Here is a 7696-nt window from a genome sequence, read left to right as displayed (position 1 = left end):
GTCCGGGTGGGGGGGGTGGCCCGGGGGGGGGCGGCGGCGGTCAGGGCGGGGGTGGGGGCGGGGGCGGCCACTGACTGTCGGTGTGTTCCCGGCGCGTTGCGCGACTCCCTTGCGGAGCCGCGCATCGCGGCGTTCCGGGGGTGTTACGCGGAGTCCGCGGTCCGGCACTCCGGGTGGCCCCAGCCCTGGGCGTTCTTGGCGATCTGGTCGCCGGCCGCGTAGGGGCGGCCGCACACACAGCGGCCGGGGAACTTCGCCTTGATCGTGCGGGCGGAACCGCCGCCCTTGCGTGCCGCCTTGGCCGTCGACGGCCTGCGGCGCGCGGCGGTCGGTGGAGCGTCCGGCGAGGCCGGCGGCTCCGGTGAGCCGAGCCCGGTGCCCGCGGGCTCCTGCGCGGTGGCGGCCTGGCTGGCGGCGCGGTCGGCGAAGTCGTTCAGCGGGTCGCCGTCGACCTGGTGGGCGGGGACGTAGCGGAACTCGACGGCACGTCCGTCGAGGAGTGCGTCGATACGCACGACGAGGTCCTGGTTCGCGACCGGCTTGCCCCCGGAGGTCTTCCAGCCGTTGCGCTTCCAGCCGGGCAGCCAGGTGGTGACGGCCTTCATGGCGTACTGGGAGTCCATCCGGATCTCCAGCGGTACGTCCGGGTCCGTCGCCGTCAGCAGGCGCTCCAGAGCGGTCAGTTCGGCGACGTTGTTGGTGGCCTTTCCCAGCGGCCCCGCTTCCCAGCGCGTGGGGGTCTCGCCCTCGTCGGCGACGACCCAGGCCCAGCCCGCCGGTCCGGGGTTCCCCTTAGAAGCCCCGTCGCACGCGGCCACCACTCGTTCACGCATGCGTCCGATCATGCCATGAGCGGCCCGGGCCCCTGATCACGGATCCGCTCAGGACACGTCATCCAGGTCCGGCATCTCCCCCACGGTCGTCGTGGTGTCGATCACCGAGAAGTTCGCGCCCTGCGGATCGCTGAGGGCGGCGAACCGGCCGAACGGGCTGTCCGTCGGCCCGAACCGCAGCACGCCACCGAGCCTGGTGGCCCGGGCGACGGCCTCGTCGCAGTCGGCGACGGCGAAGTAGACGTTGATGTAGTGCGGCACCTCGGGCGGGAACTCGTCGGTCATCTTCATCCGGCCCAGGACGGGGGCGCCCTCCAGGTTGAAGATCCGGAAGTCGACCCCGTCGTCCTCCATCTGCTGCGCCGTGTACGGGAAGACGGAGGAGAAGAAGGTGTCCGACTTCTCGGGTTCACGGGTGAAGACCTCCGCCCAGCAGTAGGCGCCCGGCTGGTCCATGGGGGCCTCGAACCCCTCGTGCGTGCCCGGCTGCCACACCCCGAAGACGACCCCGCTCGGGTCCCTGGCCAGGCACATGCTGCCGAAGTCGTCGACCTGCATCGGGTCCATCAGCACCTGGCCGCCGTTCTCCCGGATCCGGCCGGCCGTCGCGGCCGCGTCCGGCGACGAGAAGTACAGACACCACTGCGACTGGCCCTCCTGGCCGGGCATCGGTGGTACGACGGCGGCGACCGCCTTGCCGCTGGAGTACGCCTGCGTGTAGTTGCCGAACTCCGACGACGCCTCGTCGAAGGTCCAGCCGAGGACGTCGGCGTAGAAGGTCTTCGCCCCTTCGACGTCACTGAACATCGCGTCGGCCCAGACAGGGGTTCCCTCGGGTTTTCCAGCCATGGCTGCGGCCCTTCCGGTTCGGTGGGGTTGTCCCGTTCCTCACGCTAGTCATCGGGAAGGCCGCCTGCGCGCCGGACGCGCGCTCGCGTCCCAGACTGGAAGGGGATCTCGGTGGCGGGGGCGGAGACGGTGGCCGCGGCGGCTCTGACGGGGAAGCGGGGGCGCGTCATGACGGTGGTGGACAAGACGATGCGGGCGTGGTCGGTGACGGCGCCGGGCCCGGTCGAGGCGGGCGGCCTGCGGCTGGTGGACAGGCCGGTGCCGGCGCCCGGCGAGGACGAGTTGCTCGTGCGGGTGCGGGCGTGCGGGGTGTGCCGCGCCGACCTGCACGTCACCGAGGGAGAGCTGCCCGTGCACCGGCCGGGGGGAGTTCCGGGTCATGTGGTGGCCGGGGACGGGGCGGGGTGCGCGGCTTCGTGACCGGGGACCGGGACCGGACACGTGGGCGGTGCGGCTCCGCTGTCCGGCGCGTGTCTTCCCCCTGCCGCCTGGCTGTGCTTGCCTGGGTGGCCTTGTCGGTGGCGGGGCGGGAGTTGCCGTATGGGCGGACGGTGGGTGTCGGGGGTACTGCTGGCCGGTGCCGTGCTGCTCGGTGCCTGCGGGGATCCCGCGTCCGGACCGCAGGCGGCACCGCCCGCGCCTTCCGTGCCCGAGGCGCCGAGCACCTCCCAGGAGCGTGCGCCGCGCGTCCCCGTGAAGGCGCCGGCCGTGCTGTATATCGGGGACTCGCTGGCGACGGAGAACCATGAGGTGCTCGGCCGGGAACTCCGCCGGGACGTGCGGGCGCAGTACACGAGCGCCCCCTACTCCGGCACCACGTTGTGCGACTACCTGGAGGGCACCGGCGAACGTTCCCTGGTGCCGGACGCGGACAAGGCGGCGGCCCTGGTGCGGTCGGTGCGGCCGGACTTCGTGGTCCTGCAGTTCTGGGGCAACGCCTGGGGTTACACGCCGTGCATGGACGGCATCACGTACGGCGCCGCGCGCGGCCGCTATCTGGAGCGGTACGCCGACGACGCGCGGCGTCTGGCCGAGCAGATCGACGCGGCCGGCCGCGACCGGCGGCCGCGCATCGTCTGGGTGCTGCAGGGCCCGGACCCGATCACGCCCGACCGGGTCCGGCGCGTGAACGCCGTGTACGAGGAGCGGGCCGCGGCCACCGGTGACCTGGTCGCCGACGCGGGCCGGGCGGTGAGCGCCCCCGGCGCCCGCTACTCCTGGACCCAGTACCTGCCCTGCACCGCCTACGAGCGTGCCCATCCCGACTACTGCACCGGGCCCGGCGCCGACCGCACCGCCCTCCACCGTGACGACGACTACCTGCACTTCTGTCTGGCGCCCACGACCTCCACCCCGAAGCCGTGCCCGGTGCGCTCGCCGGGTGTCCTGCGGATCGCGCGGGAGATCACGCGGGTGGTCGGGGAAGCGGTCCGGTCCCGCTGACGTCTCGTCGTCCGGCCGTCACGCCCGTCGTCCGGCGGCCGCCGGCCCTGGAAATGGGTCGACACGGTCCCGGTTGTTCCGGTGGGATGGCCGTCATGTGTGCCGTCAGGATGCATGCGGACGAGGTCGACCTGGACGTACCCCTGGTCCGGCGGCTGATCGCCGGCCAGTTCCCGCAGTGGGCGGGGCTGCCGCTGCGCCGGCTGGAGTCGTCCGGCACCGAGAACGCGATGTTCCGGCTGGGCGACGAGCTGGTGGTGCGGCTGCCACGCCGTCCCGGGGCCGTCGGGGACGTACGGCACGAGCTGACCTGGCTGCCCGAACTGGGGCCGTGCCTGCCGGTGGAGACACCCCGGCCGGCCGGACGGGGCGAGCCCGGTGCGGGGTTCCCGTTTCCCTGGTCGGTGTACCAGTGGCTGGAGGGACGCAATCCCGTCGCCGGGGCGCTCGACGAGCCGGAGCGACTGGCCGGGGACCTGGCGGAGTTCGTCGCCGCGCTGCGCCGGGTCGACGCCGGGGACGGTCCGCCCAACCCCCGGGGCGTGCCGCTGGCCTCCCGGGACGAGCCGACGCGGACGGCCGTCGGGCAGTTGGTGGGCCGGGTGGACACCGACGCCGTGACCGCGCTGTGGGAGGAGGCCCTGCGGGCACCGCGGTACACGGGCCCGCCCGTGTGGGCGCACGGGGACCTCTCCCCCGGGAACGTGCTGGTCCGCGGAGGGCGGCTGAGCGGTGTGATCGACTTCGGGCTCGCGGGGGTGGGGGATCCCGCTGTCGATCTGATCGTGGCGTGGAACCTGCTGCCGGCAGGGGCGCGGGAGACCTTCCGCCGGCAGGTGGACGCGGACGACGCCGAGTGGGCGCGCGGGCGGGGCTGGGCGTTGTCGATCTCGCTGATCCAGCTGCCGTACTACTGGGAGACCAATCCGCCGCTCGCCGCGAACTCACGGCATGTGATCAAGGAGACCCTGGCCGAGCGGGGGTGAGCGCGCGCCTCCTCCCGCAGGGGGCCCGCCGTCGCGCCGGCGGGTCCCTCCCCCGGCATGAAGGTCACTCGCCCGCGTGGGCCGTGTGCAAGGCGGCGATGTCGAGCTTGCCCATGGACATCATGGCCTTGGTGGCGCGGGCGGCCTTCTGCGGGTCCGGGTCGGTGATCAGCTCCGTCAGTCCCTCCGGGACGACCTGCCAGGAGAGGCCGTACTTGTCCTTCAGCCAGCCGCAGGGTCCGGGCTCGCCGCCGTTCTCGGTGAGCTTGGCCCAGTAGTGGTCGACCTCCGCCTGGTCCGCGCAGGAGATCTGGAAGGAGATCGCCTCGCTGAACGAGAACTGCGGTCCGCCGTTGAGCGCGACGAACTTCTGGCCGTTGGCCGTGAACTCCACGGTCATCACCGACCCGGCGGGCTGGAAGGCGCCCTCGCCGTAACGGGCGAGCGAACCGATGCTGGAGTTCTTGAAGACCGAGACGTAGAAATGGGCTGCTTCCTCGGCCTGGTCCTCGAACCAGAGACATGTGGTGAATCCGTCGGCGGCCATGGGCACCTCCTGTGCGGGGAACGCGGTCACCTGTACCGACCGGCGGGGGCGGCGTAACTCATCGGTCGCGTCCGGCCTTCTTTCCGAGGGCCGCGGCGGCCGGCGGAACTAGCATCGCGACCATGACCACGTCCTCGCCCGCCGACGGCATCCGGCCCTTCCGCCTCGACATCCCGCAGAGCGACCTCGACGACCTCCACGACCGCCTGGACCGCACCCGGTGGCCCGAGGAACTGCCCGGCGTCGGCTGGGCGTACGGCGTGCCCGGCGACTATCTGCGCGAGCTCGCCCGGTACTGGCGGCACACCTACGACTGGCGCGCGGCCGAGGCGCGGCTCAACGAGTGGCCGCAGTTCACCACCACGATCGACGGGACGAACGTCCACTTCGCACACGTCCGCTCCCCCGAGCCGGACGCGACGCCGCTGATCGTGACGCACGGCTGGCCGGGCTCGATCGTGGAGTTCTCGGACGTGGTGGGGCCGTTGACCGACCCGGCCGCGCACGGCGGGGATCCGGCCGACGCGTTCCACGTCGTGCTGCCGAGCGTCCCCGGCTACGGGCTGTCCGGGCCGACGCGGGACACCGGCTGGGAGGCGGGCCGGGTCGCCGACGCGTGGGCCGAGCTGATGAGCCGGCTCGGCTACGAGCGGTTCGGGGCGCAGGGTGGTGACTGGGGCTCGGCGATCTCCCGCGAGCTGGGCCGCGCCCATCCCGGCCGGGTGATCGGCGTCCACCTCAACCTGCTGCCCGGCGCGCAGGCGGCGACCGAGCCGACCGGTGAGGAGCTGGCGGGGCTGAGCGCCGAGGAGCGCGAGCAGGCGCTCGCGTCGTGGCGCCGCTGGAGCGTGTGGTCGCGCGAGGGCACGGGGTACGCCGCGCTGCAGTCCACCCGGCCGCAGACCCTGTCGTACGGGCTGACCGATTCGCCTGTCGGCCAACTCGCCTGGATCGTCGAGAAGTTCCGGGAGTGGACGGACTCGCGGGAGCTGCCGGAGGAGGCCGTCGACCGGGACCTGCTGCTCACCAATGTGATGCTGTACTGGCTGACCGGGACGGCCGGTTCGTCGGCCCGTATCTACTACGAGCGGGCGCACGCGCACGACGGCATGCGCAAGGCCGAGCCGCGGGAGCCGTCGACCGCGCCGACCGCCGTCGCCCTGTTCCCGGCCGAGATCCAGATCCCGCTGCGCCACAGGGCGATGCGTACCGACAACATCGTGCGCTGGACGACGTTCGACCGAGGCGGGCACTTCGCGGCGATGGAGGAGCCGGACCTGATGGTGGACGACGTCCGGGCGTTCTTCCGGCACGTACGGGAGATGCCGGGCGGATGAGGCACGGTCCGCCGCGCCGCCGGGGCAGCCGACGGCGCGGGCGCGTTCCGCACGCCTCCGTCTCCGCACGCCTCTGCCCTGGGCGAATCTGCCGCGGGCAGAGAAAGCCGCCACGGGCGGGGTCCCGGCCCGAGAGTGGATGACGCACCACCCGCTTCCACTCCCACGACCCGAGGAGCGCGCATGTCTCCAAGCACCGCCCTGTTGCCGCCCCACGCCGAGGAGGGCGACACCCCGCCCACCCGGTTCGACGACCATCTGGCCGCCCAGTTGCTGGGGCAGCGGATAGTGCTGCTGGGCACCCAGGTCGACGAGGTCTCCGCCAACCGGGTCTGCACCCAGCTGCTGATCCTGTCGGCGGAGGATCCGCGCACCGACATCAGCCTGTTCATCAACAGCCCCGGCGGCTCGGTGCACGCGGGGCTCGCCATCTACGACACCATGCGGATGATCCCCAACGACGTCTCCACGCTCGCGATGGGGTTCGCCGCCAGCATGGGGCAGTTCCTGCTCGGCGTGGGCACGTCCGGCAAGCGGTTCGCGCTCCCGAACGCGCGGATCATGATGCATCAGCCGTCGGCCGGTATCGGCGGCACCACCGCCGACATCGAGATCCAGGCGGACAACTTGGAGTTCACCAAGCGGACCATCGAGCGGATCACCGCGGAGCACACCGGGCAGAACCCGGAGACCATCTCGCGCGACGGCGACCGGGACCGCTGGTTCACGGCCGAGCAGGCCAGGGAGTACGGCATCGTGGACCGGGTCCTGGAGTCGTTCACCGACATCCGCCCGGCGGACGCACGGCGACGGACGGGGCTGTAGTCATGGGGACGTACACGATCCCGAACGTGGTCGAGCGCACCCCGCAGGGCGAGCGGTCCTACGACGTGTTCAGCCGACTGCTGTCGGAGCGGATCGTCTTCCTCGGCACCGAGATCGACGACGGCGTGGCCAACGTCGTCATCGCGCAGTTGCTGCACCTGGAGTCGGCGGCGCCGGAGAACGAGATCGCGATCTACATCAACTCCCCCGGCGGATCGTTCACCTCGCTGATGGCGATCTACGACACGATGACGTTCGTGCAGGCGCCGATCTCGACGTTCTGCGTCGGGCAGGCGGCCTCCACGGCGGCCGTGCTGCTGGCCGGCGGGGACCCGGGGCGGCGGTTCGTGCTGGAGCACGCCCGGGTGCTGCTCGGGCAGCCGGCCAGCGGCGGACGGCAGGGCACGGTGACGGATCTCGCCCTGCAGGCCAAGGAGATGGTGCGGATCCGCTCCCAGGTCGAGGAGGTGCTGGCCCGGCACACCCACCACGACCTCGCGACCCTGCGCGCCGACATGGACCGCGACAAGGTGTTCACCGCGCAGGAGGCGGTGGCGTACGGGCTGGCCGACGAGGTGCTGAGCCGGCGCCTCGTGAGGGTCTGAGGCGCCGGGACGGCGTCAGGCGGCCAGGCAGAGGCCGTTGTGGGGCGCGGTGGACGTGGCACGGCCGCGCGCGTGCGTGTGCCGGGTGAGGTCACCGTGCACCCGCGCCAGCAGATCGCCCAGGCCGAGCCCAAGGGCGCGGGCGGCGGCCGCGAGCACCTCCGAGGAGGCCTCCTTGCGGCCGCGCTCCACCTCCGACAGATACGGCATCGAGATCCGGGCGGCGTCGGCGACGTCCTTCAACGTCCGCTGCTGCGCCAGCCGCTCCCGC

The 7696-nt window shown here is 72.6% G+C and carries 10 protein-coding genes; 6 read left to right on the top strand and 4 right to left on the bottom strand.

Annotation, left to right across the window (positions count from 1 at the left end; genetic code table 11):
- Window positions 1-143: 143 nt before the first annotated feature.
- Both AB0O67_RS33250 and AB0O67_RS33245 read right to left on the bottom strand, forming a co-directional pair.
- On the bottom strand, window positions 144-845 hold the full coding sequence (locus AB0O67_RS33250; protein WP_365458415.1) for a ribonuclease H: 702 nt from the start codon (window positions 843-845) through the stop codon (window positions 144-146).
- Window positions 846-881: 36 nt separating this feature from the next.
- On the bottom strand, window positions 882-1682 hold the full coding sequence (locus tag AB0O67_RS33245; protein WP_365458412.1) for a VOC family protein: 801 nt from the start codon (window positions 1680-1682) through the stop codon (window positions 882-884).
- A gap of 111 nt (window positions 1683-1793) precedes the next feature.
- Between AB0O67_RS33245 and AB0O67_RS33240 the strand changes: the two genes are divergently transcribed.
- The 3 genes from AB0O67_RS33240 (at window position 1794) to AB0O67_RS33230 (ending at window position 4111) form a co-directional block, all read left to right on the top strand.
- Window positions 1794-2102 (top strand): alcohol dehydrogenase catalytic domain-containing protein, encoded by a 309-nt coding sequence (locus AB0O67_RS33240; protein ID WP_365458409.1) that lies wholly within the window; start codon window positions 1794-1796, stop codon window positions 2100-2102.
- Window positions 2103-2222: 120 nt separating this feature from the next.
- Window positions 2223-3125: an SGNH/GDSL hydrolase family protein gene (locus tag AB0O67_RS33235; protein WP_365458406.1), complete on the top strand. Its 903-nt coding sequence runs from the start codon at window positions 2223-2225 to the stop codon at window positions 3123-3125.
- Between the two features lie 95 nt (window positions 3126-3220).
- A complete protein-coding gene (locus AB0O67_RS33230; protein ID WP_365458403.1) occupies window positions 3221-4111 on the top strand; it encodes an aminoglycoside phosphotransferase family protein in 891 nt (296 codons plus the stop codon).
- A gap of 64 nt (window positions 4112-4175) precedes the next feature.
- On the opposite strand, the gene AB0O67_RS33225 is transcribed toward AB0O67_RS33230, so the two are convergent.
- Window positions 4176-4658 (bottom strand): VOC family protein, encoded by a 483-nt coding sequence (locus tag AB0O67_RS33225; protein WP_365458400.1) that lies wholly within the window; start codon window positions 4656-4658, stop codon window positions 4176-4178.
- 122 nt (window positions 4659-4780) lie between these two features.
- Between AB0O67_RS33225 and AB0O67_RS33220 the strand changes: the two genes are divergently transcribed.
- The 3 genes from AB0O67_RS33220 to AB0O67_RS33210 all read left to right on the top strand — a co-directional run bounded on the left by AB0O67_RS33220 (window position 4781) and on the right by AB0O67_RS33210 (window position 7425).
- Window positions 4781-5995, top strand: coding sequence for an epoxide hydrolase family protein (locus AB0O67_RS33220; RefSeq protein WP_365458397.1), 1215 nt, complete (start codon window positions 4781-4783; stop codon window positions 5993-5995).
- 183 nt (window positions 5996-6178) lie between these two features.
- The gene (locus AB0O67_RS33215) at window positions 6179-6820 is read left to right on the top strand and encodes an ATP-dependent Clp protease proteolytic subunit (protein ID WP_365458394.1); all 642 of its coding nucleotides are present in this window, start codon (window positions 6179-6181) and stop codon (window positions 6818-6820) included.
- Between the two features lie 2 nt (window positions 6821-6822).
- Window positions 6823-7425 carry an ATP-dependent Clp protease proteolytic subunit gene (locus AB0O67_RS33210; protein WP_365458391.1) on the top strand — a complete coding sequence of 201 codons (603 nt, stop codon included), beginning with the start codon at window positions 6823-6825 and terminating at the stop codon, window positions 7423-7425.
- Window positions 7426-7440: 15 nt separating this feature from the next.
- Here AB0O67_RS33210 and AB0O67_RS33205 read toward each other — a convergent pair.
- A partial coding sequence (locus AB0O67_RS33205) for a helix-turn-helix transcriptional regulator (protein ID WP_365458388.1) occupies window positions 7441-7696 on the bottom strand: 256 nt, incomplete at its 5' end.

Origin of the sequence: Streptomyces sp. NPDC086077 (genome assembly GCF_040686175.1) — a bacterium.
GTDB lineage: Bacteria > Actinomycetota > Actinomycetes > Streptomycetales > Streptomycetaceae > Streptomyces.
Note: the sequence above shows the minus strand (reverse complement) of the source record. Positions and strands in the feature narration are given on the sequence as shown.

Excerpts from the sequence above, each read along its gene's own strand:
- AB0O67_RS33245 (WP_365458412.1), bottom strand. The coding sequence starts at position 1,682 with ATGGCTGGAAAACCCGAGGGAACCCCTGTCTGGGCCGACGCGATGTTC.
- AB0O67_RS33230 (WP_365458403.1), top strand. The coding sequence starts at position 3,221 with ATGTGTGCCGTCAGGATGCATGCGGACGAGGTCGACCTGGACGTACCC.
- AB0O67_RS33210 (WP_365458391.1), top strand. The coding sequence starts at position 6,823 with ATGGGGACGTACACGATCCCGAACGTGGTCGAGCGCACCCCGCAGGGC.
- AB0O67_RS33225 (WP_365458400.1), bottom strand. The coding sequence starts at position 4,658 with ATGGCCGCCGACGGATTCACCACATGTCTCTGGTTCGAGGACCAGGCC.
- AB0O67_RS33250 (WP_365458415.1), bottom strand. The coding sequence starts at position 845 with ATGATCGGACGCATGCGTGAACGAGTGGTGGCCGCGTGCGACGGGGCT.
- AB0O67_RS33220 (WP_365458397.1), top strand. The coding sequence starts at position 4,781 with ATGACCACGTCCTCGCCCGCCGACGGCATCCGGCCCTTCCGCCTCGAC.
- AB0O67_RS33215 (WP_365458394.1), top strand. The coding sequence starts at position 6,179 with ATGTCTCCAAGCACCGCCCTGTTGCCGCCCCACGCCGAGGAGGGCGAC.
- AB0O67_RS33235 (WP_365458406.1), top strand. The coding sequence starts at position 2,223 with ATGGGCGGACGGTGGGTGTCGGGGGTACTGCTGGCCGGTGCCGTGCTG.